21 protein-coding genes are annotated in these 25,189 nt (G+C 56.3%); 6 read left to right on the forward strand and 15 right to left on the reverse strand.

Features of this window, described 5'->3' with window-relative positions; genetic code table 11:
- Positions 1-49 precede the first annotated feature (49 nt).
- Together ABD890_RS15925 and ABD890_RS15930 are read right to left on the reverse strand one after the other, a co-directional pair.
- Positions 50-517, reverse strand: coding sequence for a hypothetical protein (locus tag ABD890_RS15925; RefSeq protein WP_345091684.1), 468 nt, complete (start codon positions 515-517; stop codon positions 50-52).
- Positions 518-562: 45 nt separating this feature from the next.
- Positions 563-1,600, reverse strand: a complete 1,038-nt coding sequence (locus ABD890_RS15930) for a DUF1559 family PulG-like putative transporter (RefSeq protein WP_345091686.1) — start codon at positions 1,598-1,600, stop codon at positions 563-565.
- 229 nt (positions 1,601-1,829) lie between these two features.
- Here ABD890_RS15930 and ABD890_RS15935 point away from each other — a divergent pair, with 229 nt between their 5' ends.
- Positions 1,830-3,245 carry a sulfatase gene (locus tag ABD890_RS15935; protein ID WP_345091689.1) on the forward strand — a complete coding sequence of 472 codons (1,416 nt, stop codon included), beginning with the start codon at positions 1,830-1,832 and terminating at the stop codon, positions 3,243-3,245.
- Here the strand turns inward: ABD890_RS15935 and ABD890_RS15940 are convergent.
- Positions 3,242-4,012, reverse strand: coding sequence for a GntR family transcriptional regulator (locus ABD890_RS15940; RefSeq protein WP_345091692.1), 771 nt, complete (start codon positions 4,010-4,012; stop codon positions 3,242-3,244). The two genes, ABD890_RS15935 and ABD890_RS15940, sit on opposite strands and share 4 nt — an antisense overlap.
- A gap of 348 nt (positions 4,013-4,360) precedes the next feature.
- Here ABD890_RS15940 and ABD890_RS15945 point away from each other — a divergent pair, with 348 nt between their 5' ends.
- The 4 genes from ABD890_RS15945 to ABD890_RS15960 are packed head-to-tail and all read left to right on the forward strand — an operon-like array spanning position 4,361 to position 10,159.
- Positions 4,361-5,914: a sodium:solute symporter family protein gene (locus ABD890_RS15945; protein WP_345091695.1), complete on the forward strand. Its 1,554-nt coding sequence runs from the start codon at positions 4,361-4,363 to the stop codon at positions 5,912-5,914.
- Between the two features lie 20 nt (positions 5,915-5,934).
- Complete coding sequence (locus tag ABD890_RS15950; RefSeq protein ID WP_345091698.1) at positions 5,935-6,858, forward strand: dihydrodipicolinate synthase family protein; 924 nt, start codon at positions 5,935-5,937, stop codon at positions 6,856-6,858.
- Positions 6,859-6,864: 6 nt separating this feature from the next.
- A complete protein-coding gene (locus tag ABD890_RS15955; RefSeq protein WP_345091701.1) occupies positions 6,865-8,496 on the forward strand; it encodes an L-fucose/L-arabinose isomerase family protein in 1,632 nt (543 codons plus the stop codon).
- Between the two features lies 1 nt (position 8,497).
- The gene (locus ABD890_RS15960) at positions 8,498-10,159 is read left to right on the forward strand and encodes an FGGY-family carbohydrate kinase (RefSeq protein WP_345091704.1); all 1,662 of its coding nucleotides are present in this window, start codon (positions 8,498-8,500) and stop codon (positions 10,157-10,159) included.
- Here the strand turns inward: ABD890_RS15960 and ABD890_RS15965 are convergent.
- The 10 genes from ABD890_RS15965 to ABD890_RS16010 form a co-directional block, all read right to left on the reverse strand.
- Positions 10,156-11,037 (reverse strand): STM4011 family radical SAM protein, encoded by an 882-nt coding sequence (locus ABD890_RS15965; protein WP_345091707.1) that lies wholly within the window; start codon positions 11,035-11,037, stop codon positions 10,156-10,158. The genes ABD890_RS15960 and ABD890_RS15965 overlap by 4 nt on opposite strands.
- Positions 11,034-12,374, reverse strand: coding sequence for an STM4012 family radical SAM protein (locus tag ABD890_RS15970; RefSeq protein ID WP_345091710.1), 1,341 nt, complete (start codon positions 12,372-12,374; stop codon positions 11,034-11,036). The genes ABD890_RS15965 and ABD890_RS15970 overlap by 4 nt, the downstream gene beginning before the upstream one ends.
- On the reverse strand, positions 12,371-13,174 hold the full coding sequence (locus ABD890_RS15975; protein ID WP_345091713.1) for an STM4013/SEN3800 family hydrolase: 804 nt from the start codon (positions 13,172-13,174) through the stop codon (positions 12,371-12,373). Before ABD890_RS15975 ends, ABD890_RS15970 begins: the two co-directional genes overlap by 4 nt.
- Complete coding sequence (locus ABD890_RS15980) at positions 13,171-14,358, reverse strand: STM4014 family protein (protein ID WP_345091715.1); 1,188 nt, start codon at positions 14,356-14,358, stop codon at positions 13,171-13,173. The genes ABD890_RS15975 and ABD890_RS15980 overlap by 4 nt, the downstream gene beginning before the upstream one ends.
- Entirely contained in the window at positions 14,345-15,265 is a 921-nt protein-coding gene (locus tag ABD890_RS15985; protein ID WP_345091718.1) for an STM4015 family protein, read from the reverse strand. The genes ABD890_RS15980 and ABD890_RS15985 overlap by 14 nt, the downstream gene beginning before the upstream one ends.
- A 72-nt stretch (positions 15,266-15,337) precedes the next feature.
- Positions 15,338-16,330 (reverse strand): DUF6745 domain-containing protein, encoded by a 993-nt coding sequence (locus tag ABD890_RS15990; RefSeq protein ID WP_345091721.1) that lies wholly within the window; start codon positions 16,328-16,330, stop codon positions 15,338-15,340.
- 21 nt (positions 16,331-16,351) lie between these two features.
- A complete protein-coding gene (locus tag ABD890_RS15995) occupies positions 16,352-16,678 on the reverse strand; it encodes a hypothetical protein (RefSeq protein WP_345091724.1) in 327 nt (108 codons plus the stop codon).
- Positions 16,679-16,972: 294 nt separating this feature from the next.
- Positions 16,973-19,120, reverse strand: a complete 2,148-nt coding sequence (katG, locus tag ABD890_RS16000; protein ID WP_373356650.1) for a catalase/peroxidase HPI — start codon at positions 19,118-19,120, stop codon at positions 16,973-16,975.
- 562 nt (positions 19,121-19,682) lie between these two features.
- Complete coding sequence (locus tag ABD890_RS16005) at positions 19,683-20,111, reverse strand: transthyretin-like family protein (RefSeq protein WP_345091730.1); 429 nt, start codon at positions 20,109-20,111, stop codon at positions 19,683-19,685.
- Between the two features lie 26 nt (positions 20,112-20,137).
- Complete coding sequence (locus ABD890_RS16010; RefSeq protein ID WP_345091733.1) at positions 20,138-21,157, reverse strand: DUF1559 family PulG-like putative transporter; 1,020 nt, start codon at positions 21,155-21,157, stop codon at positions 20,138-20,140.
- Positions 21,158-21,717: 560 nt separating this feature from the next.
- On the opposite strand from ABD890_RS16010, the gene ABD890_RS16015 reads away from it, so the two are divergent.
- Positions 21,718-21,927 (forward strand): hypothetical protein, encoded by a 210-nt coding sequence (locus ABD890_RS16015; RefSeq protein WP_345091736.1) that lies wholly within the window; start codon positions 21,718-21,720, stop codon positions 21,925-21,927.
- Between the two features lie 3 nt (positions 21,928-21,930).
- Here the strand turns inward: ABD890_RS16015 and ABD890_RS16020 are convergent, their stop codons facing one another.
- Positions 21,931-23,937 carry a sugar transferase gene (locus ABD890_RS16020; protein WP_345091739.1) on the reverse strand — a complete coding sequence of 669 codons (2,007 nt, stop codon included), beginning with the start codon at positions 23,935-23,937 and terminating at the stop codon, positions 21,931-21,933.
- A gap of 38 nt (positions 23,938-23,975) precedes the next feature.
- The gene (locus ABD890_RS16025; RefSeq protein WP_345091742.1) at positions 23,976-25,166 is read right to left on the reverse strand and encodes a DegT/DnrJ/EryC1/StrS family aminotransferase; all 1,191 of its coding nucleotides are present in this window, start codon (positions 25,164-25,166) and stop codon (positions 23,976-23,978) included.
- Positions 25,167-25,189: the final 23 nt, after the last annotated feature.

Consider the following 25,189-nt stretch of genomic DNA (forward strand, 5'->3'; position numbering starts at 1 on the left):
GGGAGGCATCACGGGGGTGAATGGGAAGGATTCTCGTTGGCTGAACCGGTCAGGGAACCAGCGAAAGTTTCATTTGTGACTTGCCACCTTGGGTGGTGACGTGGGCGTCGATAACCGCCGAATCAGGCGGCAAATCGATATCCCCTTTCAACGAGCCGAACAGCGGTCGACCTTCTTCGACCGTCATTTCAGCATCTTGAAAAGCAACCCCATCGAAGGCACGCAGCTCGACGCGATGAGGTCCGCCGACTACACCACGGCCATCGCCACGCGTGGTGAACTTGCCATCAACAATCTTGGCTTTGCCTTGGGGGCCTTTGTTTCCCCGGCTGGTGTCTGGCGTGAAAACAAGTTCGCCAGCCGGGATCGGCTTTCCATCGTAGGTCGCATTGCCGGTAATCACAAAGCGATCCGACTCTTCCGCCGTGCAGCCACCCAGCATAGCAAGACACAGTAGGGTGCCTGCCAAATTCCAGGATGCACGACGACCAGGGATCAGGTCAAAAGTTTCTTTCATGTTCCTCTCCGCCTTGCTGGAATAAGAGGGTGAACGTTGCCAAGGCTAAGGAAGCGAGACCGGTTCGTTGCCGCTGCGACTTGCCAGCGATAACAACACGTCGAAGTCGGTCGTTTCCGGAAGGAACGAGATCGAGCCATCCCCCAGGGCAAACTGGGCTCCGCCAGGATGGTTGCTCGAGAATGGGCGGGAATTGGCGTACGAGCTACACGATTCGTTTGGTCCACAAAAGTTGATACTGTATTCCAGGTTTTTGAAGGCGGCCGCATCGCATGGCCAGCCGATGCTGTTGCTCGTTCCGGCAACCCAGCTTGTTTCTCCCTCGAAACGTTCGCCAATTACCAGCGTGTTCGAGGTGCCATCGGTGATGTCGCCGAAGCGAACGTTCGAGTCGACGTACAACACGCCACCGGTTGCCATGCCACGGCGTTCGCTCGATCCGGTACAGCCGGAGTGATAAGCAGTTCCGAGCAAGATCGGGTAATTGGTTCCGGTTTGTGGATTTTGTCCGATCGGACCGGCCACGCCGTTGTAGTGCTGAGTGTACGTGTTTTGGCCGCTGACCTGGCCGCTGGACCAGACGCCTCGCTGTTTGTCGCTCACATTACTTGGGCAATGAAACATGGGCGGAACGATATCGAGCGAGAGCGGCTTGTTGGCCGGATAGCCTTGGGCCTTCCAGTTGATCTGATCTTCGATGGCCTGCTGTTCGATGAACGACAATATCCGGGTATGCCAACTCAGCTGATTGGCAGCCTTGTACCCGCCCGGTGGGAACGCACGGTAAGTGTCGTGATAGTTGTGCAGGGCCAGGCCCAACTGTTTCAGATGGTTGCTGCATTGCATCCGCCGAGCCGCTTCGCGAGCCGCTTGAACCGCAGGCAAAAGCAACGCGATCAAAACACCGATGATCGCGATCACCACCAACAGTTCCACCAGCGTAAATCCGTGTCTGCTCCGGGGTCGATCTAAGTTTGGGGCCATACGAGAGATCCTTGTAACGAGGGGGAGTGGCAGAGCGAAAGAGTCGCGACTGCCGATGAGGGGGAGTCGAATGTCTCGAGTTGGTCGACGGGGATCCATGGCCTTGGACCCGATCCACGAGGCCTGCTACGGAGCTTAACCCATGAACACGGTGCCGTTGAATCCCACTGGGATCCCAGGATAGGATGTTCTGCTGAGGAATGCAAATTTTTTTCTGACGGCGGAAAGAATGTTCGCCGTGGAATGGAAAGTCAGGCAGACTAATCAAGCCGGAGTGTCGCTACTCCTGGGCCTTGGGCGTCGACCGAAATCGTTGGGAGCAACCATCATGAAGCAAGTTGCAGCTTGGATCGTCTGGTGTCTGATGGCAGGCACTGCCCTGGCCGAGTCCCCGAACATTGTGTTCATCCTGGTCGACGACTTGGGGTGGTCCGATCTGGCGTGCTACGGACAGCCATGGCATCGGACTCCGAACATTGATCAGATTGCGAAGCAGGGAGTCCAGTTCACCGACGCCTACGCATCGGCACCGATCTGTTCCGCATCCAGGGCCAGCATTCTCACCGGCAAGACAACCGCGCGTCTCGGGTTCGAGTTCGTTACCAAGAACACGCCTGGCCATCAGGCGATCGATGGGCCAACGTTGCTGAAAGCTCCGCCGTACACGATGAACCTTCCGCTGGAAGAGGAGACCATCGCCGAGCTGCTCTCGACCGAGGGGTACGAGACAGCCTTCTTTGGTAAGTGGCATTTGAACCAGCACTACCGGCGCTACCTCGGCTGGAGTCCAACGCATGGTCCGCAGCAGCAAGGTTTCCAGTTTGCCGAGGAAGACTTCGGGGCGCATCCGTACGTCTGGAAGAAGACACCGCCACCCAGCATCGATCAGGAAGGGGAATTCCCTGACGACTCGATGGTCGATCGCGTCTGTAAATACATTCGCCGTGATCACGATCGACCGTTCTTTGTCATGGCGTCGTCATTCTATGTGCATACGCCAGTCCGGAATCAAACGGCATGGTTACTCGATTACTACGACGCGACCATCCCGACGGGCGAAGTGAACCGTACCAAGCGAATCGAGTACGCCGCTTTCCTGGAAACGTTGGACCATCACGTCGGGCAAATCATGAAGGCGGTTGATGAAAGCGATCAGGCCGACAACACGCTTGTCGTGTTCTTTTCCGACAACGGCGGCCATCCCGAGTACACAACGAATGCTCCCCTGCGAGGATCAAAGTGGAATCTCTATGAAGGAGGCATCCGCATCCCGATGTTGGCTCGCTGGCCAGGCAAAATTACACCAGGGATTACTAGCCGCCAGCCAGTGGTTGGATATGACCTGCTGTCAGGATTTCTTTCGGTCGCAGGCAACACGAACATAGCAACCGATGGAGCAGCCATCGCCTGGGAATCGCTCGAAAGTGAATCGTCCGCTGACCGGGATTTACTATGGCATTTCCCCTATTATCACCCGGAAACGGGCTATGCCGCCGCTTCCCAGTCTATCGGCATCGGAGACTTCGAGGTCAGTCAGACGCGTCCTCAGTCGGCTCTGCGAAGTGGCCGTTACAAGCTGCTATGGTTCGCAGAGGACGATCGCTGCGAACTGTATGACTTGCAGAATGATCTGGGCGAACAGCATGACCTCAGTCACGATCTGCCGGAGAAAACAGCGACGCTAAAAGCACGTCTGAAGGAGATGCTTCGGGAGCAGCATGCCCGGTTGGCGACGCCTCGTTAAAGTTCGTTCGCTTCGATGCGGTTGATCTCTTCCAGCAAGTCTTGTGGAAGCGCGAGCGGAATGGCGTTGCGTGCTTCTCCCATTGCCTGGCGTCGATCGAACGACTCGAGTGCCAAGCGTCGGCTCTCGCGAATGTGTTCTTTCATCCAGTGTCGAGCCGCTTCGCCATCTGCCTTCCGAAGTGCTCGCAAGATTCGGCGATGAAAGCGATAGACGCTGGCGACAATCTTTAGGTTATGGGGCTCACGTTTGGCGGTGAAGATTCGCGACAGGACGCGAAGGTCAGACACGATCTTGATCATGCGACGATTGCCACTCGCCCGCAGAATGATCATATGAAAACCCATGTCCGCAGCCAGGAAGCTCTGGAGCTGCTTGGGCGAAAAGGTCTTCTCGCCACTCGCTTTCAATTCGCGAGCGATTTCCATGAGCTTCTGACAGAGCAGCAGTAAGATCTGCTTGTCTTCGTTGGAAAGATACTCGGCGACCGATTCGGCCGCGTGACTTTCCAGTGCTTCGCGAACTTCGTACAACTCGGCCATCTCGGAGCGATCGAGCGAATGAACGATCGTCCCGAACCGGGGAACCTGCCGAACGAGCCCTTCTACTTCCAACTGACGAATGGCTTCTCGAATCGGCATCCGGCTCATGCCAATCTCTTTGGCCATCGCCAATTCCGAGATTTGCGAACCGCCGGGAAGATCGCCTGACAGGATCCGTTCCTGGATGTAGTTATAGGCTTGCTGTCGCCGCGGAATCTTTTCCATGGAATTCCAGTTTGGAAGCGCGCTTGATGGGCCGGTACGGGTCTGGGATACAGGAACTTGCAGATTGAACCCTACTCCATTCCCCTGGTTTCTTCCAGGGCAGGAGGTTTTCAACTGGCCTTCACGGGGCCATCCAATTGCAGATCTTCGCTGGATGTGAAAGTCCTTGGTTTGGCCAGAGTTCTCTTGTGGAACGGCTGGTATCCGTCGTTCTGGTTTGAAGGAGAAAGGAGGAAAGGACTTGCAAGTCGTTTGGCGGCTAGCCATACTGCTGGGATACCAGTGGTATTCCAAGTGCCCCTTCTCACCTCGTCATGCCGATTCTCCCGCCCCCAGGAGACCTGCCTCGTGCATCAATTCGCGACCGCCGACATCACCGTGCTTGTCATTTACTTGATTGGTGTGGTTGGTCTGGGCATGTGGTTTTATCGCAAGAGCCGCAGTCCTGAAGGTTACATGGCGGCCAGCCGATCGATGTCGGGTTGGGTGGTGGGGCTTTCGATCTTCGGAACCTACGTCAGTAGTATCAGCTTTCTCGCGCTGCCTGGCAAAGCGTTTTCTTCGAATTGGAATGCACTGGCATTCAGTCTTTCGTTGCCGTTGGCTGCGTGGGTCGCGACCCGCTGGTTCGTGCCTTACTACCGACAAGGAAACGCGATCTCGGCCTATCAACACTTAGAAAATCGCTTCGGTGTCTGGGCTCGGAGCTACGCGGCGATCTGTTATCTGCTGACCCAGGCCGTCCGGATGGGATCGGTCATGTACTTGTTGGCATTGCCGCTGCATCAGTTGTTGGGCTGGGACATTCCGATGCTGATCATGGTGACGGGCGGTCTGACGACGCTTTACACGTTGGTTGGTGGTATTGAAGGGGTGATCTGGACCGATGCCTTGCAAAGTGTGGTTCTGGCGATCGGGGCGATTGCGTGTGCGATTCTTCTGCCGCTGAGCATGCCTGACGGTCCGCAGCAGATGATCGACATCGCGATGGCGAACAACAAATTCAGTCTTGGTTCGCTCGGCCCCAGCCTTGTGCAGCCGACCTTTTGGGTGATCTTGATTTACGGTTTGTTCATCAACCTGCAGAACTTCGGGATCGATCAAAGCTACGTCCAACGTTACATCGCCGCTAAGTCCGACAGCGAAGCCCGCAAGTCGGTTTGGTTTGGTGCGCTGATCTATGTGCCGATCACGATTGTGTTCCTGTGGATCGGAACGGCGCTGTTCGCGTACTACTCGGTTCAGCCAGAACTGCTTCCAGAAACACTGCGCAATCCAGAGCCCGGCGGCAGCTTTGTCGCGGAAGGCAAGGGAGACGACGTCTTCCCGTTCTTCATCATCGATGGATTGCCGATCGGGATTTCAGGACTGTTGGTGGCCGCAATCTTTGCCGCCGCGATGAGCACCCTTTCGACCAGCTTGAACGGGGCGGCAACCTTGACCCTGACCGACTTCTATCAACGATTCATTCGGCCGAAAGCCTCGTCGCGTGAATCGATGATCGTCCTCTATGTCGGCACGATGGTCTGGGGCCTGATTGGTACCCGCGTCGCGATTGCGATGATCGAGGTTAAAAGCATTCTCGATGTCTGGTGGAAGATGGCAAGCATTTTCAGTGGTGGCATGCTGGGGCTCTTTCTGCTGGGCATGTTGTCGCGGCGGGCAGGCAACCTCGCAGCGATCATTGGTGTGATCCTTGGCGTGCTGATGATCTTGTGGATGACGCTGACGCAGATGGCTTTCTGGCCGGAAGCGTGGGGCATGTTGGCCAGTCCATTCAACAACAACTTGGTGATTGTCTTCGGAACGCTCACCATTCTTCTGGCAGGCTGGCTCCTCGCGCAGATCGGGCCGAGTGATCGAAACAATACCAATGAACAACAATCGCCCAGGGGCGAATAAAACCTTTTTGAGGTAATACGGTGAGTACGAATTCGGAATCATTTCACGGCATCATTCCACCTCTGGTGACACCACTAACTGGTCGTGATCAGTTGGATCAAGCCGGACTGGAACGCCTGGTCGAGCATGTGATCGAGGGGGGCGTCCATGGAATTTTCATTCTGGGAAGCACCGGCGAAGCACCCAGTCTCAGCTATCGCCTGCGACGCGAACTGATTGATCAAGTGTGCCGATTAGTCTCTGATCGAGTGCCGGTTCTCGTTGGGATCACTGACACCGCATTTGTCGAATCGGTGAACCTCGCCAAGCATGCGGCCGACGCCGGGGCGACCGCCGCCGTGCTGACCACGCCTTACTACTTCCCGGCTGGGCAAACTGAACTGACAAGCTACGTTCGCAATATTGTGCCGGAACTTCCGTTGCCGCTGATGTTGTACAACATGCCGCAGCTCACCAAGGTGTGGTTCGAGATCGAAACGCTGCAGAAGTTGGCCGACATGGAAGGGATTGTTGGGCTGAAAGATAGCAGCGGCGACCTCGCCTACTTCGAGCAAGCGGTCGGTCTGAAATCGCTACGTCCCGATTGGTCGGTGATGATTGGCCCGGAAGCCCAGTTGCCACGTGCTGTGGAGCTCGGTGGCGACGGGGCCGTGGCCGGTGGGGCCAACGCGTTGCCGCGATTGTTTGTCGATTGCTATGAAGCCCTGCGATCCGGCGATCAGGTCAAGATGCAAGAGCTGCATCAACGTATCGTTCAGTTTCAGCAGGTTTATGATGTTGGCAAGTATGCCTCGAAGTACATCAAGGCAACCAAGTGTTGTTTGTCGTTGATGGGAATTTGCGATGACTTCATGGCGGATCCGTTTCATAATTTCCTTGCCCCACAGCGACGTCAGGTCGCCGAGATTCTCAACCAACTCGATGTCCCCGTTTCGCAAAGTTGAAATCTGATGCCCCGCGAACACTCCCCTGTGCAACTGGTCGCAAGCGGCGACTCTCGCTTGTCGGCGAACCAAATGTGCTGGCCAGCCCAGGCCGCCTTAGAAACCGCGTTAACGGCTGCCGTCGAAAAACTCGGCTATACGATTCATCGTGCCCACGAAGTGACCGAAGAAGGCCACGGCTTTATCGACAGCCAGAAACGTGGCATCGAGATATTTCGTTCGATCCCGAAGGATGCTCCTCTGATCGTAGCGGAAGCTGTCTGGCAATATTCGCATCACGTGCTCGCCGGACTGTTGAGCCATCAAGGGCCAATCCTGACGGTGGCGAACTGGTCAGGGCAGTGGCCAGGATTGGTGGGAATGTTGAATCTAAATGGTTCGCTCACCAAAGCAGGCAAGCCTTACAGTACGCTGTGGAGCGAAGACTTTACCGACGACTACTTCCTCGACAAGCTTAAAGCCTGGCTCGAAACCGGCACCTGTGAGCATACGGCGGACCATGTCAGCCCACTGAATGCCGAGAGCATTCCTGCCTCGGCCGCAGACCTTGGTCAGCGGCTGGCCGACGAACTGCTTCAGCAGAAGGCGATCATGGGAGTCTTCGATGAAGGTTGTATGGGAATGTTCAACGCGATCATTCCAGATCATCTGTTGCATCCGCTGGGCGTGTTCAAAGAACGCCTCAGTCAGTCGGCACTGGTCGCGGAAATGCGAACCGTCACCGATGCTGAAGCTGCAGCGGTGATGGCCTGGTATCAGCAGCAAGGCATGCAGTTCCATTTGGGGACCGACGAATCGACCGAGCTGACCGAAGCCCAGATTCTAGATCAGTGTCGAATGTATATCGCTGCCGTGCGACTGGCCGATCATTTCGGTTGTGAGACGATTGGCATTCAATATCAACAGGGGCTCAAAGATATGACCCCGGCCAGCGACCTGGTGGAAGGAACGCTCAACAGCACCAGCCGTCCTCCGGTGATGGATCGCAGTGGAGCACGCGAACTCTTTCCCGGGCGAAGCATTCCTCACTTCAACGAAGTGGACGAGTGCGCTGGGCTCGATGCGATTTTGATTCAGCGAATTCATCGGGCCTTGGATCAGCCTGTCGAGACAACTCTGCACGACTTGCGTTGGGGCTGCTTCGATCAATCAGGCACCACGGACGAATACGTCTGGGTGTTCGAGATCTCCGGCTCTGCTCCGGCCGAGCATCTTGGCGGCTGGAACGCATGCCATGGTTATCGTCAGCCACCGATGTACTTTCCCAAAGGTGGTTCGACATTGGCTGGTGTTTCCAAACCGGGCGAAATCGTTTGGTCGCGAATTTACGTGGTCGACAACGCGTTGCATATCGATCTAGGACGTGGCAAAGCGATCGAACTTCCGGAGGCCGAAACGCAGCGTCGGCTGGACAGCACAACACCGGTGTGGCCGATCATGCATGGTGTTACGTACGGGGTGACACGCGATCAAATGATGGCCAAGCATCAGGCAAACCATGTTCAGGTCGTGTATGCTGAAAACGCCGAAGCGGCTGACGAGGCATTGTGGACACGGGCCTCGATGGCGAATGCCTTGGGACTGAAGGTGAATTTGTGCGGCACCAAGAAGGATGGATCGAGCTGGGAAGGCAATTAGGATGAGCGGCAGTTATTTCATTGGCGTTGATGTCGGAACCGGAAGTGCCCGAGCAGGCGTGTTCGATGGCAACGGCAAACGGCTTGGCGCGGCGATCCATCCTATCAAGCTCTTTCGCCCGAAGCCGAACTTCGTGCAGCACTCGGCGCACGATATCTGGCAAGCGGTTTGTCTCGCGGTTCGCCAGGCGGTGTCGGAATCTGGTATCGATGCCAAGCAAGTTCGCGGCATCGGTTTCGATGCGACCTGTTCGTTGGTGGTTACCGATGAAGAAGGTCGCCCGGTCTCGGTCAGTCCCGATGGCGAAGAAGAACAAAACGTCATCGTCTGGATGGATCACCGTGCTGCCGAGCAAGCTCACCGAATCAATGGCGGACAGTACGAAGTCTTGAAGTACGTTGGCAACGCGATCTCGCCGGAGATGCAAGTCCCCAAGCTGTTGTGGTTGAAAGAGAGCATGCCGGAGACCTGGTCGAAGGCTGGCAAGTTCTTCGATCTGCCCGATTACCTGACGTACCGTGCGACCGGTGACGAGACGCGCTCTTTGTGCTCGACCGTTTGCAAATGGACCTACCTCGGGCACGAAGGGAGCGGTGACGAAATCGGCCGCTGGGATCGTTCGTTCTTCGATGCTGTCGGCTTAGGCGATTTGGCCCATGAAGAGTTTCGCCGCATCGGCCAGCGTGTACGGCCCATGGGCGAGGCGATCGGTCAGGGAATCTCGCGTCAGGCTGCGAATGATCTGCGGCTGCCGGAAGGCACTGCCGTCGGTGTGTCGATCATCGACGCCCACGCGGGCGGTATTGGGATGATCGGAGCCAGCCTCGAAGGCCGGGCCTTGGATGCCAACGAACTGAATCGTCGCCTCGCGCTAATTGGTGGGACGTCGAGCTGCCACATGGCAACCTCATCCGAGGCTCGTTTCATCGGCGGGATTTGGGGGCCGTACTATTCGGCCATGATCCCTGGGATGTGGCTCACGGAAGGTGGTCAATCGGCGACGGGCGTGCTGATCGATTTCATCATCGAGAACCATGGTGCGAGTCCGCAACTGAAAGAAGCCGCCAAGGCGAGTGGCAAGAGCGTTTACGAAGTGCTCAACGATCGTCTCGATTCGCTGTCGTCGGACCGCCGCGTTCCGGCTTCGCTGACGAAAGACCTTCATGTCTGTCCCTATTTTCATGGCAATCGTTCGCCTTGGGCCGATCCGACGCTGCATGGCATGGTCAGCGGATTGACCCTTTCGGCAACGCTCGATGATTTGGCTCGTCTTTACCTGGCCACCATCCAGGCAATCGCCTACGGTACCCGTCACATCATTGAAGTGATGAACGAGAAGGGCTACCAGATCGATACGATCCTGGCCTGCGGTGGTGGAACGAAGAATCCGGTCTTCCTGCGAGAGCACGCCGACATCACCGGTTGCCGCGTGGTGCTACCCGCCGAGCCGGAATCGGTCTTGCTGGGAGGTGCGATGCTGGGTGCGTTGGCTTCGGGCGAGAAGGCCGACTTGATGGAAGCCATGTCGACGATGAGCGGGGCCGACCGCATCTTGGAACCGGCCAGCGGCCCAGCGGCTGTTTATCATCAAGCCAAGTATCAGGTCTTCCGCAAGCTGTATGACGATCAGATGGCGTATCGCGAGATCATGACGCGGCACTAAGTCGAGCGAGCGTTTCGCGAAGGAGACCAATCCGCAGGGATTCGTTCCGCGAGTCCCTCTTGGTACAGCGGATAAAGCTGTAGCCGCTTCATGTGCACGTAACCGATATGGCAACCGCAGGTCGCGTTCGGGCAGCTTCTCGCACGCAGGCAATCCTCCCAGTCGGTATCCTCGATCGAGCCGATGACTTCGCCGACAAAGTGACAGCGGCGAATATCTCCCTCGCCATCCACCGTGAAACTGGCTTCGCCTGCGAAACAGGCCTCGCCGAGGCTTGCGTGCCGGTTGTTATTCGTTGCGAAGTGGGGATCGATAGCGATAAGACGCTCGACATCGGCCGGACTATAGTAGTTGGTCTCGCGTTTGTAAGCATTGATCCAGACGTAAACTTCCCGTGGGATCGCCTCCCGAAGTTGCTCGATCAAATCGAAGTGCTCTTTCAGGCCAACGCACCCGACGCTAATTCGTGTGCCGCTTTGCAGCACTCTCAAAACCTGATCGCCAAACCGTTCAATCGAAGTTTCTGTTGGATGAAAGGTCGACCACAAGCCAACGCGATCGGGCTGGCAATCCTCGAGCCAGGAAAGTCGTGAGGCAAGATTCGTTTGGATCGCAACGCGGCGCACATGCGGCATCCAGCTTAGGCGCGTGATTGCCTGCTGGTACCAGTTCCGCACGAGGGCTTCACCCCAGGGGGTGAACAAGATGCTGAGGGAACGATCTTGCTGTTCGACCCAGTTCACGAATCGATCGAGAGACTGGCGGTCCCCTTCCAGTTGAGTGTACGTTTCGTCTCGCTTGGCGAACGGACAGTAGGTGCAGCCGTAGTTGCAACTGCTGAGTGGGCCACGATACAAGATGTGATAGTGCGAGATCACGGGGCAGAAAACTCCCGCAGGCGGGCACGGCTTGATTCGGAGTAGAGGGCCGGTCCGATCGCATCGGAAAGGCTTACGCCTTTTTCGGTAAGTCGCAGCACGTTATCCGATTCTTCGATCAGGCCTGTCTCGGTCATGCCGGTAAGTTCAGGAATCGTCTCTTCAGGCTGCGATTCGAACGTTCGGGCAAAGCTGGTCCGGGAAAGTCCGGTGTAGTGAAGCAGCGACTGGATGATGAACCGTCGACGCCGTTCTTCGTCGTTCAGCACGATCCCCCAGTCGGCATAGCCAAAGGTCTCTTCGCTACGCTGGGTCCACTCTTCGAGAATCGACTGCACGCCTGAAGAGTTCACCGCGAAACGGCTCGAGTAATGCAACCGCGAGGTGTAAGATCGAGCCCCTGCCCCCAGTCCCAGCATTCCATCACTCTGGCAGCAATAGGCGGGACCGGTATCGACCTGGGAAAGATCGCGCGTGAAGCACCGCATCGAGAGCTGTCGATACCCGGCCGCCTTCAGCTTGTCGCGGCCAGCACGATAGAGGTCAATCGGTTGCAAAGCCGAGGACTCCAAAGTGCGGGCACGTCTGCCGAGGCCTGTTTGCGGACGCACATACAGTGGGTAAAGAAAGATCTCTTCGGGTTCGTATTGCAGGGCCGCTTCCAGTGAATGATTCCAGGTTTCCAGCGTTTGATTGGGCTGCCCATAAATCAAGTCGATGTTCAGGATCGGAAAACCAAACGTTTTGATCCGGGCTAGTGCCTCGCGAACTTCGATCGCTTTCTGCGGGCGACCAATCCCGTGGGCTTCTTCCTCTAGGAACGATTGCACGCCGATGCTAACGCGCTGAATGCCCCGTTCATGCAGCAGCTTGAGGTGCTCTTCGGTGGCCGTCTTGGGAGACGTTTCAATCGACGTCGGAACGTTCGCCGGATTGAAGTCGAAGGACTGCGAAACGAGATCAAACAGTCGCTCGAGTTGGGCAACGCTCAATACCGTCGGCGTGCCACCTCCTAGGGCGAATCGCGTGACGGTTCGCTTGCCCGAGGTGGCTTCGCTGAGGCGACGTGTTTGACGCTCGATGCTATCCAGGTAGGTGTCGATCGCCGCAGAGTCGCTGCCTGCCTTGGCGAACAAATTGCAGAACCCACAACGCATTTCGCAAAACGGCAAGTGCGTGTAGAGAAACAGGCTCTGGCGATTCTCGCGTTGCCAGACCTCGTCGAGCGAAACCGGTGGATCGAGCGGGCCGTAAGCCGACTTGTGCGGATACGAGTACGAGTAAGCAACATAGGGAGCGGCCAGTGGATCGGATCCGAGGATCGGCAATTGGTTCATGGTTGGTGCTCCCAGGTTACTTCGGCATAAGGGACATTCCACACAACCGGATGCGAAACGCGATGCCCCCAGTACCCTTCTTCACCATAAGCGGTACCGTGATCAGAGCAAACGATTCCCCAACCAGTGCCTCGTGCTCGTAAGGCATCCAGGAGAGGCGGCAGTTGGCTGTCGACATATTGTAGTGCAGCCATTTGCGTGGCGCAGTTGTCTTCGTAGTGCCCCGGCAGGTAATGGCAGTTCGGCTGATGAAGTGCCGAGATGTTGATGAACAAAAACGCACGCTGTTCATGCGGTAAGCGGGCCAGGGCATCACAGGCCACGCGGACCTGGTTTCGTGTAGAGTCGCGATCGGTCACACCCAACTCGACCGACCAGTGGCTTTCGTGGAACATGCCTGGCAGAACACAGCCAAGCGGCGTCTGCTTGTTGAAGAAGCCCACACCCCCGATGCAGATCGTGTGGTAGCCTCGATTGGCGAAACCTGAAATGAGGTTCTCCCCTTCGAGGATGCACGTGTCAGGCCCAGTCGTTTCACTGCCTGCGAAGCGAAGTGCAAAGGGGCGGAAGTGTTTGCCAGGCATGGCTGGCGTTGGAAAAAAGCCGGTGAAGAAGGCACTGTGGGCGGCGAACGTGAAGTTGCCAGGCGTATGCCTTAGTTGCCAGCCGGTGCCAGGCAGCAGGCGAGAAAGATTCGGCAGAAGGCCATCTTGCCAGGCGGCCTGGGCGACATCGTAACGCAGGGTGTCCAAGGTGATCAGTAAAAGATCGGCATGCCCGACAATCTGGTTCATGTTCATGCGACGGCGATTCCAGTTGTGGAGAGGTCACCGCTTCGCGATGGAATCCAGGCCTCGGTGGCCGCAATCTCGGCGGCGTAAGGATCTTGTCCTTCCGAAAGGACATTCAGCAGCAAATCGCCGAACGCATTGACTTCCAGGACGTTCAACTGACCGGTCGGTGTCAGCAGTAGATCGAGCCCGAACGAAAGCGTCTGCGGGAAGCAGTTGGCGACCTTAGCCGCCATGGATTCGACTTGCGACCAAAGGTTCACACGTTCGGAGCCGTCCAATTGATCGAGACCGAGGCGTTGGCCTCCAAGATTCAAATTTGTAAACGGACTACGGCCGACTCGGGCAATCGCATGACGAGGACGACCTGCGATGACGACGACCCGCAGATCGAACGGATTGCCCTGGTGCTTTGCTTTCGCAAGCCAATGTTCGAGATGGATCTGCTCCGGGACAAGTTGTTCGATGACATAAGCCAGCGACCGTTCGTCACTGAGTACTTGAATCGGAACGCTCAAATCAGCAAGCTCCGGCGCGGCCATCGCCAGCGTTTGCGACGACATGAAGGCACGCACACGCCCGTGTGACCAATGTAGCGCAATGCAGCCAACGCCGCCGGAGCCGTGTGCCATCTTCACCATGGTGCGGCCATCGTTTCCTGTGAGTTCACGCAGATGGTCCCACGACTGTATACGACCCAACAGCTTTGGTACGGCAATGCCTGCTGCCGCCAGCAGTTGCTGACAATGCCACTTGTCGTACATGCAAGCGATATCGGTCGGAGCTTGAACGGGAAGACATCCAGACGCCGCGCAGACTTCATCGACTTCCTGTAGCAATCGCTGAAAGCCGAGGTAAAGTTGCCGTGGCTTGAACTCAATCGAGGCTGCGGAAGTGTGCCGCTCGATCTGCTGCGGGCTCGCTGCCTGATAGCCTTCGGCCATGGCTCGATCGTAACCGTAAGCCAGCAGCATTCGCCGCGTCGAAAAGCTTTCGGCGGCGGACTCAATCCGCAGCAGCGTTCCCGAGGCAAGACTTTCCGTCAGACTAGAGTCTCCGCCGAGTACCGAAGCATAGTCGATCAATTGAGCAGAAAGCTGGCCTCGCTGGTTGAGGGCCGCCTGGAATCGGGCAACCCGGCGACAGTCGGGGTTGCCCAAAATGTTCCAACGACGCGGCTCATTCCGAGACATAAATATTCCGCCATTCGTCATCGGCTTCCTGGGGATCGTTGGCAACGACCTCGAACGGCAATGCGGCTTGCAGTTCCTCGACAACTTCCGGGGCGATGTAGTGATGCGAAAGATCGAGCTTCTTCAGGTTGCCTGCCGAAGCTAGTGCCAGCAGCGGTCGGGCACCCACGTCCGAGAGCGAGCCAAGTGAAAGGTCGAGAACTTGCAGTTGGCTGATTAAAGGGGCATTGGGAAGAACCGGTGCAATTTCGTCGATCGCGTCCGAATTGCGAAGCCCAAGATAGCTTAGCTTCGGAAAGAGTTTGCCGGTGAGGATTGGCTGCAAATCTTCGACACCACCATCCCATCCATATTCACCGGTTCCGAGCCACAGCTCCAGGTGTTCGAGATTAGGAAAGCTGCAGCGTGAAATATCTCGCAGCACCGATCGTGGCATGCCGCCGGTTTCGATGATCAGCGATTTGAGGTTCTCGTGCGTGGTCTGCGAAATCGAAAGGCTGTTACCGCCGCGGGCCTGAAGCAGTTCCAGGCCTGGGTAGGCGGCCAGTAGCGGAGCGAGATCACTTTGCTCGATCCACGACATTTCGTTTTCTTCGTACGTGATGTCCCCGACGAAGATTGCCTTGAGGGCCGGAAGCTTCGGAGCGAGCGCGACCAGATGCTGAATCACGGTCGAACTGTCGTTGCTGCTGTCGTCCCCCATCCAGGCACCGACGATGATGGCGGTTAGCTTGTCGGAGTCGGCCTGACTGCCCAGCAGTTCATAACGCTTGCCCATCTCTTCCGTCGACGTGTCCCAGTCGACACGGACGCGATACGCTTTGCTCGGGCCTTTCCAATCTTCAGGCTTTTCGAAATCGACGACCGGCAGGCCAAAGAACTTGACGTAATTCTGGTCAATTGTCATGGAGTGATTCCTGGTTTCACATAAAAGGGGCAAGCAGGTCAGCAATATATCGAAGACGAAATCGGGAAGCGACTATGTCTCGATTTCGGGGGCGTAATCGTCGGGGTTATCGTAACCCGCCATCCACGCGGCGGCCTGGCGGCACGATTGCATGTTGGGTGGCACCCTCAGGAAGTAGTCGCGGCCGGTCGATGGGCAACGGCACGAGAGTGTCACCAGGGGCTCGTCCTCTTGCAGAGGAACTCGCAGTAGCTTGCGGTCGCCACCGGCATCTTGATCTTCGTCGAGGACTTCGGCGTTCGCCTCGGACATGAACCGGGACTGGCCGTAACGATCGATCAGCACTCGGCGACGTTCCGCGTTATCTTCTTTCAAGATATCGTGAATCTGAATCGACCCAGGGTCAAGCCACAACTCGTGACTGATTCGCACACCTTGCCAGCGAATCTCGACGTTCTTGAGCGACTCGGGAATCGACTTTACATTCGCCAGGCCACTCTGGGCGATGTCGATCCAGCCGGTGATCTTTAGATTGTCCGGAAGCGTTTCGAGGTTCGAGCAATCGCGAACATTCAGCGAGGCCAAAGGACCAAGATAGGCTGGCAAGTTTTGCAGTGCGGTGCAGCCGCGAATGTTCAAATTGCCTGCCCAGATGTTGGCATGCTTCGGCCAGCCTTGGAAGGCCCAACATCCCGACATATCGAGGAACCAAACATCGAGGTCCTCTGGCAGTCGAGTCAGTGAATTGCAGCCTTGTAGAAATAGCGATCCGGTCGAAAGCCCTGCGGGCAGCGAATGGAGTTCGCGGCAGTTGGAAAGCCGGATCGCCATCTCGACCTGGATATCGTCCGGCAGCGATTCAATTGCGGTCCCTTCCAGCAACAGTTCGTAAAGTTTCAGGCCTGCTGGAAGCTGGATCGTCCCTTCGCACCTGGTCAGGTCGAGCACCTCGCATTGGAACCCAGGCGGGATTTGTTCCCACTGATGGCCTTCGAGCTGCACGATACCATCGGCGTTGGGACGAAATAGATCGGCGGAAGACGGGGGCGTCGTTGACTGGTTCATCGAATCCATTCCTGGGAAACCTTAGTCGCGTACAATGCGGATCTCTTGCGGTGAGTATTCGCGTTGTTGCCAGACGAGATAGCAACCGCGGGAAAGGGTGATCGGACCATGCTCTTCGTGGACGAGCGTTGCCTGGTCTTCGGTGACTTCCAGGAAGCGTTGTCCGCGAAGTTCATACAGCTTGGCGGCTTTGGGCTCGGCGATTCGGTGGGAGTGCCCCGTGATTTCGCCTTCGGCCAAGGTGAGATGAAGTCGCTTCTTGGCATCTTCCGGGATGGCAGCCACGCGGCGTACCAGGACGTCGCCGTGACGATAGAGCGGCATCTTTTCCGACTTGCTTTGCGACATAAGACGTTCCTTCATGCTGGGCATGCCCGAAAGGCGGCACGCGCGTCTTGTTCTGACGAAAGATTTAACATAGCAGACCGATGTACACTTCGCTTCCATTTCCTGGGAAATCTGTAGCGATGCCAATACGAGTTGTATTCGAGTGAAATTTCGGCAAGTTTCTTGAAACAAAGTTGCTATCAGAAACAAGGTTCAATTTCGGAATGGAAAGGTTCGGTTCGAAATAAAAAACGGAGCCTGCCCCGAGGAAGGACAGACTCCGCACTACTTGCACAGTAGTTGTTGATTGGTCGATTACAGCTCGAATCGATCGAGGTTCATCACCTTGTCCCAAGCGGCAACGAAGTCGTTGACGAACTTGGTTTTGCCATCTTCGCTGGCGTAGACTTCCGCGACGGCTCGCAGTTCCGAGTTTGATCCGAAGATCAAGTCGACACGGGTGCCGGTCCACTTCACGGCTCCGGTCTCACGGTCGGTTCCTTCGAAGACCTGAGGATTGTCCTCGCTGGCCTTCCAGGTTGTGCCCATGTCGAGCAGGTTCACGAAGTAGTCGTTGGTCAAGGTGCCAGGACGATCGGTGAAGACGCCATGGTTTGACTCGTCGACGTTGGCGTTCAAGGCTCGCATTCCACCCACCAAAGCGGTCATCTCAGGTGCGGTCAGCGTGAGCAGATTCGCACGGTCGACTAACATCTTCTCAGCCGGACGATAGTTGCCTTCGCCCAAGTAGTTGCGGAAACCATCGGCCGTTGGCTCCAGGACTTCGATGTTTTCGATGTCGGTCATTTCCTGCGTCGCATCGGTTCGACCTGGGGTGAACGGAACTTCGATGTCGTGGCCCGCTTTCTTCGCGGCATCTTCCACGGCGGCACAGCCACCCAAGACGATCATGTCAGCCATCGAAATCTGCTTGTTACCAGTCTGAGCCTTGTTGAAGTCTTGCTGGATCTTTTCCAGCGTCGACAACACTTTGCTCAACTGCTGCGGTTGATTGACTTCCCAGTCTTTCATCGGCGCCAATCGAATGCGAGCACCGTTGGCACCACCGCGGTTGTCAGAGCCACGGAACGTGCTGGCCGAAGCCCAGGCCGTCGAAACCAATTCAGCCGTCGTCAGGTCGGAAGCCAAGATCTCTTGCTTCAGCGTCGCGATGTCTTTGGCCGTAACCAAATCGTGTTCGACTGCCGGGATAGGATCCTGCCAGATCAAAGCTTCCGGCACATGAGAGCCCAGTAATCGCGAATGAGGTCCCATGTCGCGGTGGGTCAACTTGTACCAGGCCTTGGCGAAGGCCTTCTCGAATTCTTCTGGGTGTTCGTGGAAACGCTTCGAGATCTTGCCGTATGCCGGATCCATCTTCAAAGCGAGGTCGGTCGTAAACATCATCGGAGCGTGCGACTTGTTCGGATCGTGGGCATCGGGAACGGTCCCTTCCCCTGCTCCGTCTTTGGGCTTCCACTGATGGGCACCGGCTGGGCTCGTGGTCAGTTCCCATTCGTAGCCATACAGGTTTTCAAAGTAGCTGTGCGACCACTGGGCCGGCGTCGACGTCCAAGCACCTTCCAAACCACTGGTGATCGTGCTGTCGGCGTTGCCTTTACCCAGCTTGTTCTTCCAGCCGAGGCCCTGTTCTTCGATGCTCGCACCTTCTGGTTCGGGACCGACATATTCACTTGGTGGTGCAGCACCGTGGGCCTTGCCGAAGGTATGACCGCCTGCAATCAAAGCGACCGTTTCTTCGTCGTTCATGGCCATTCGACCGAACGTCGTACGGATGGCTTGGGCGGCGGCCAGTGGATCTGGCTTGCCCTTGGGGCCTTCAGGATTGACGTAGATCAAACCCATTTGAGTGGCCGCCAAAGGATTTTCGAGATCGCCATGCCCCTTATAACGTTGACCGCCAAGCCATTCGCCTTCCGGACCCCAGTAGATATCGTTTTGAGGTTCCCAGACATCTTCACGACCACCAGCAAAACCGTAGGTCTCGAAGCCCATAGATTCCAGGGCACAATTGCCAGTCAAAACCATCAGGTCGGCCCACGAGATCTTCTGGCCATACTTTTGCTTGATCGGCCACAGCAGGCGACGTGCCTTGTCGAGGTTGGCATTGTCTGGCCAACTGTTAAGTGGAGCGAATCGCTGAGCACCATCCGAGGCACCACCACGACCATCGGTCACACGATAGGTACCAGCGCTATGCCAGGCCATACGAATGAAGAGCGGGCCATAGTGACCGTAGTCGGCAGGCCACCAGTCTTGCGACGTGGTCATCAAGTGCTTGATGTCCTTCTTCACTTCGTCGATATCGAGCGAGTTGAACTCGGCAGCGTAGTCGAAGTCTGGCCCCAGTGGATTGCTCTTGTTGGTATTCTGGCGAAGGATGCTCAGGTCGAGGTTGTTCGGCCACCAATCTTGCACTTTGTTTTCTGGATCGTGATCCATGTACGCTTCAGGGCTCTTCCTCGCTTCCCCTGCGGCAGCATCGGCAGCCGTCATGAAAGCGTTCAGAGCTCCGGTAATGGGGCACTTGCTAACGCCTCCGGTTGTTTGAGGATGTCCGGCAGGAGCCTGGGATGGTGTCGCAGGATGCTGCGCGAACACCGACGACGCGAAGCAGAGCACCGCCATGCTCGCGATCGTTCGCGGAAATTGAAGTGCGTGAGTCATGATCATCTCCGATGATTGAGGTGGTGGTTTGCCGAAGGGGGAACCTGTCATTCGTTGCTGCGTCTCAATTTTGGGGTATAGAGAGCAATACATCCAATGCATTTTCGTTATCCTATCTATGCACGAAACGCATAAATGGGATTGCATTGGTTAACTCACTCGTGACGACCAATTGTCGAGTACGCCCATTGACGATCCGAGAATTGCGAGGGCTGCGGTAGAGTTCTCAGCGGGTGACAGAAAGCGTCCTGAGGCTGAAATTCGACGGCCGCGCAGCAAAAGACGCGGCTGTCGAAACGGCCGCGTCTTGCAGTGGTGGTGGGCTGGGTCGGCATGCCTATTTGCCGGTAATGTGGAAGTCGATCGTGTTATCTCCTGCGGCAACTTCAGCAACTTGCGTGGTTGCCGAGTTGTACTCTTTGGGGAGCATCTCTTTTCGACCTTCGTTCTTCACAACACCTTCGTCATTCACCACGCGCTGGACGGCGGTAAACAACTCGACGCGATGTTGCCCCACCAAGGCACCCATCGTCGAGATCGTGTACTTCAGTTCGTAGTTCCCTTCGGCATCGGTCATCGCGCTGGAACTGCGACCGCCTGCTTTGGGCGTGAACACGACCGAACAGCCTTCGACAGGTTCGTTGTTGTAAGTGACCTGACCATGGACTTCGCCGGTTGGTGGTCCATTGTTACTGCCACAACCAACGGCGCTAATGCTGATCAAGGCGAGTGCCAACACTTGGCTGAATTGCAGGATACGTTTCATACGAGATTCCTTATCGTTACCAGGTGTTACCACGACCCGAGGTTTTGGCCATCGTTTCGCGACAGCAGGCGTTCGTAAGTTGAATCATCAGGACCACCGAAGTTGTTATCGATCGTTTCGGCGATGAAGTGGACCGAGCCGTCCACGAAGGCAAACTGCGAACCGCCTGGGTGGAGGCTCGAGAAGCCTTGGCGTCCGTCGCGATCGTCGCAACCTGTTCCGCAGGTATCGTTGTAGTTAATCGGAGTCTTGCCCGCGCCGACGACGGCAATGAAGCCATCTTCGTAGTTGTGGCTCGTCTCGATGTCTTCGTTTCCGGTATGACCATAAATCAGGCCGGCACCCAGTTCGACGCCACCCAGCATGAAGGGACGTTCACCGACGAATGCGGTATTGCTCGTACCGTCGGTCACGTGTCGCATGCTGATCACCATCAGGTTGTTGCTCTGCACATTGGTGCCGGGGACAAACATGCCGGTGATCCGGTAGTTCCGCGAAGAGGTGGGCGTGTTGGTTCGGGAGATGTCGCCGCTATGGTTCACGCCGAGGTAATTAGCCGTTGCAATTTCGACATCTTGCGACTGGTTACCGGAGCCATTGTTGATCGTGTAGTGGCTGTTCAGTGTCGGGCCAGAGTCCGACGGACAACGCCACGAACTGATTGGGGTTTGCAGAACTGCCAGCTTGGTCGAGTTGTTGACCGCTTCGTGCAAACGATCAGGGCTGCTTGGAGCGAGGATGTCGTAAGCGGCACCTTGTTCCATTTGAGGAAGAATGCAGGTTCCCCAACTCCAACTCGCGTGACGTGTTTCGTCGCCGCCGTTCACTTCGTGATCGTAGCTGATCGCTGGAAAAGCGAGGTAGGTGTCGTGGTAATTATGCAGTGCCAATGCCAACTGCTTGAGATGGTTGGTGCACTGCATACGACGAGCCGCTTCGCGGGCTTGCTGAACGGCAGGCAACAACAAGGCAATCAGCACACCGATAATCGCGATCACCACCAACAGTTCCACCAGCGTGAAACCCTTCTTGCTACGGATAGCCATCAATTCAAACTTCCTGAATAAAACAATAAGAAATATGTAGTTGCTCGTGCGGTCGAGATTCCGTCGTCAAAGACAATCAATGTCCATGCAACGTGAATCGAAGCGTCACTAGCACTCCACGAAATCCCATCGAATTGGCCTCAATACTTTTGAGGTTTGTCCAATATGTAGAAATCTGAACACAAGTCATTTTCATGGCGAGCAGCGTTAGTCGTACCTGTCGACGAAAGATCATTGTCCAGGACGAAGGTCAGAAAATTGGTGCGGTAAGAATCGCCCCCAAAAGAGATTGCCTGGCGTGGTCGATATGAAAATGAGAGAGGCGGCAAACATCGACTGGGCGTCTCGTGAACAGACTGTCAAAGCTCGATCGACGTCCCATCACGCGGGTAGCGCAAATTCTGCTCTTTGTGCGGATTGCGACGTACGATTTCTTAGAAGAACCTCGAACGATTTGTTGCTCCCACCATAGCGGGGTGATAGATTTGGGGCGGTAAGTATCTTCGCAGGGCCAGCCCAACTCATCCCATGGCACCGCAAGGATTAGGAAGTATCAGTCGATGATGGCTACTCCTCACCAAGAAGCACGACGCGTATTTTTCGAGCGGATCTCCCGTGTCGACACGCCAGAAGAACGCGAGGCAATTGTCGCCGCAGCGATGGCAGAAGGGATTGATCTCGCCGTTTTAGAAGAATGGCTCGATTGGCTCGACAATCTTCCGCGAACCGATTCCGCCCGAGCGGACGGAATCGATCTCACGAAAAAGTGATCGCTACTCGGCAACCGATTCGACCGGAGAATCTTCCAGCGAAGCTTCGGTCGAGGTTGGTTCGGCAGCCGCCAAGGGCATCGGCGGCAACTGCTCACCGTCGATATACAGCTTGAACACCCCACGAACGCCTGGCCCTCGCAGACCAACCATTCGCAAGCCGGTCAAAGCCAGAATGCCGAAGTCCATCCAGAAACTTGCTTGTTGGATGTAGGCTCGATCGAGCAGTAGCTTCCGCCAGACGCTTTCATTGTCCGAGTCCGGGGGCAGGTTGATCTGGGCCAGGCCCGTAATCCCAGGCAAGACTTCCAGGCGATCGAGATAGTGCGGAATCGACTTCTCGAGAATCGCCACGAACTCTGGTCGTTCTGGTCGAGGTCCGATCAGCGACATGTCACCATTGGCGACATTCCAAAGTTGTGGCAGTTCGTCCAGATGCGATGCTCGCAGGAACTTGCCCAATCGCGTGACCCTTGGGTCACCGGACTGAGCCCAGACCGGACCGCTCTTGCTTTCGGCGTCGCTTCGCATGCTGCGAAGCTTGTACAAGGTGAAGATTCTTCCCCCCTTGCCAACCCGCTTCTGGCTATACAAGCCAGGGCCAGGTGACGAGAGCTTAACAATCGCGATCAATGCACCCAACAGCGGAAGGCAGCCAACCAGGGCGATGCCTGCGGCTAGCCGTTCCAAAGGTCCCTTCCAGTTAAGGTAGCGTGGAGCAACTGGCTTTCCGGGAGTCACTTCTGGCGAGTCAATTCGGATCACTCGTTTGTCGATCTCTCGACCAGGCTCAGATGAGGGCGTGCCGTTCGTCTTCTTGGCGGGGTCGCTCCCTTGCCCAAGTTCGTCGTAAAGTTCCAGATACTGGTTCATCATCCGTTCTTCGCCATAGTGATCCATTGCGATCTGCTGGCCGGTTTGTGCCAGGTCGAATCGCTGTTCTGGAGAGTCGATCAGGTCTGCAATGGCATCTGCCAGCGCAGTCGAATCTTTGGGTGGCACCAATCGCACGGCATCACCTTTAGCACAGACCTCGCGGTTGCTGCCGATCTCGGTCGAGATGACTGGCTTGCCAACCATCATCGCTTCAAGCAACGCAAGCGAGAGTCCTTCCCACAAACTTGGAAGGACCACGACATCGCAAGCGGCCAACAGATCGCCGACATCATCGCGGAATCCAAGGAAGCGGAACTTGTCTGCAACACCGAGCGACTCGGCCTGCTCCTGAAGCTCTTCCTTCAGCGGGCCATCGCCAGCGAGCAGAAACAGGTAGGGCAGCGAGGCTCGCCCTTCCAGCTTCTGGGCGGCTTCGACCAGATATTTCAGTCCTTTTTGCGAGGCCAGCCGACCAGGAGCGAGCATCAGGACCGTGTCCTGACATACGCCCAGTTCCTCACGAACTTCTTCCGGAGTTCGTTTGGCCTCGGCACACTTCGTGGAAACGCCATTCGGGATGGCGACCACCTGGTGCGACTTGCCGATTTTCAGATCGCGAGCCCAATCGCGATGGTATTCACTGACGGTGACGATGCGATGGCACCAACGTGCCGCCATACGTTCCGCATTAGAATAAATCCAAAGCTTCGGTGGACTCGACTCTTCGTGAAACGCAAAGCCATGGACAGTATGGAGCACGAAAGGAACGCCTGCTTTCCAGGCGGCCCAGCGACCCACGATACCTCCCTTGGACGTATGCGTATGAACAATATCGTAACCGGCCGTCTTCAAGTACTTCGCCAGCTTGCGAGCTCCGCTGAGATCCTTCAAAGGACGGATCTCGCGCCAGATCACATCCAGGTCAACGACCCCGATGCCTGCGGCTTTTAAAGTGGCTTGAAGTTTTGGATCGGTTGTCAGGACATCGACATGGTAGCCATGACGCTGGCAGAATTCTGCCAGCCGCGACACGAAGATAGAGGCTCCGCCGAAGCCAGAACCACCAACAACGTGAAGAATACGCAGGGGACGAACGTTTTCCGTGTCGTTCGTCTCGCGGGTCAGAGCTGCCATCTGACGTCCATTGTAGTTTGTCGGGGGAAACGCGACGCTCATGAATGGTTAACCTGCGAAGGTGTTAAGGCCCCCAGTTCTTCACAAATGACATCACAAATGGCATCGACCATCTCGACCGTCATCCGAGCATGCAGCGGCAACGTGACTTCACGATTGGCGGCGTCGCATGTTTGGGGAAGCGGAGGAGTGTCAGGACATGCCTTTTGATAATGTGTGAACAAATGGACTGGAGGATAGTGGAAAGTTGTTTGCACACCGCGCTGGCCAAGGCGGCTGCGAAACTCGGCCCGAATTTCGGAGTCTTCGAGCAGAATCGGAAAAACGTGGTGAGAGCTATCGTCGAGTCGATCGGCGAAAGGAATCGAGATGCCTGGCAGCCCTGCCAAACGTTCGCGATACCGGGCAACGCATTCACGTCGTCGTCGATTTCCCTCGGGTAGCTTCTCGAGTTGAATAAGCCCGAGCGCGGCGGTTAATTCCGTCGCCCGGTAGTTAAAGCCGACATCGATCAAGTCGTAGTCGGTTGCACGCCCGGCAGCCTTGTCCCAACTGCTTTTGGTCATGCCATGCGAACGTGCCAATCGAACTCGTTCCGCAATTTCAGGATCGTCGGTCACCACCATCCCCCCTTCGCCTGTTACCAGGTTCTTGTTGGCGAAGAAGCTAAAGCAACCGACGGTACCTGCCGTGCCAGCCATCTTTTGCGATAGCGGGCTGGCAGGATTGTCGTTGTAGCGAGCACCCACCGCGTGACACGCATCTTCCACAATCACCAGGTTGTGCTCGCTGGCGAGCAGCAAGATGGCGTCCATGTCGGCAGGGAATCCAGCCATGTGTACGACCACCGCTGCTTTGGTGCGCGGCGTAATCTTCGCGGCCATATCAACCGGATCGATATTCAAATCGTGCGGCCCCACAATATCGACGAAGACTGGCTTCGCTCCGACGTAGAGCACGGCATTCACCGAGGCGACAAACGTGAAGCTGGGAACCAGGACTTCATCGCCAGGACCGATGCCACTGGCAAGCAGTGCCAGGTGCAGCGCCGCCGTACCGTTCGAGACGGCCAAAGCTCGTTTCGAACCTACGAACTCCGCGAAACGGTTCTCGAACTGTTCGATCTTCGGTCCTTGCGAGAGCCATTGGCTCTTGATGACCTCGACGACGGCGTCCAGTTCCTGCTGATCGTAGTCCAACTCGGAGATGCGAAATTGTGGTGTTGTCATGATGCTGAATCGGTGGAGGGTGC

Source organism: Bremerella cremea (genome assembly GCF_039541315.1).
GTDB lineage: Bacteria > Planctomycetota > Planctomycetia > Pirellulales > Pirellulaceae > Bremerella > Bremerella cremea.